This is a genomic window from Streptomyces mutomycini (assembly GCF_001700505.1).
Lineage (GTDB): Bacteria > Actinomycetota > Actinomycetes > Streptomycetales > Streptomycetaceae > Streptomyces > Streptomyces mutomycini.
Genome location: NZ_MAPV01000058.1, coordinates 1 through 211, shown reverse-complemented (window position 1 = coordinate 211; position 211 = coordinate 1).

Below are 211 nucleotides of genomic sequence, written 5' to 3'. Positions count from 1 at the left end.
CTCTTCGCGACCGCGCCGGCCGGCCGAGGGCCGTCCGGGACCGCCGGCTTCACCGCCTTCCGTACCACCGGAAGACCAACCGGAACCTGACCCCGCACCGCTTTGGGAGAGTCGCAATGACGCACCTCCGCACCGAGCGCACCAGAACGAGAACACCGGTCCCGGCGAACACCCTCGCGGCCGCCCTTCTCCTGCCCACCGCCCCCGGAGC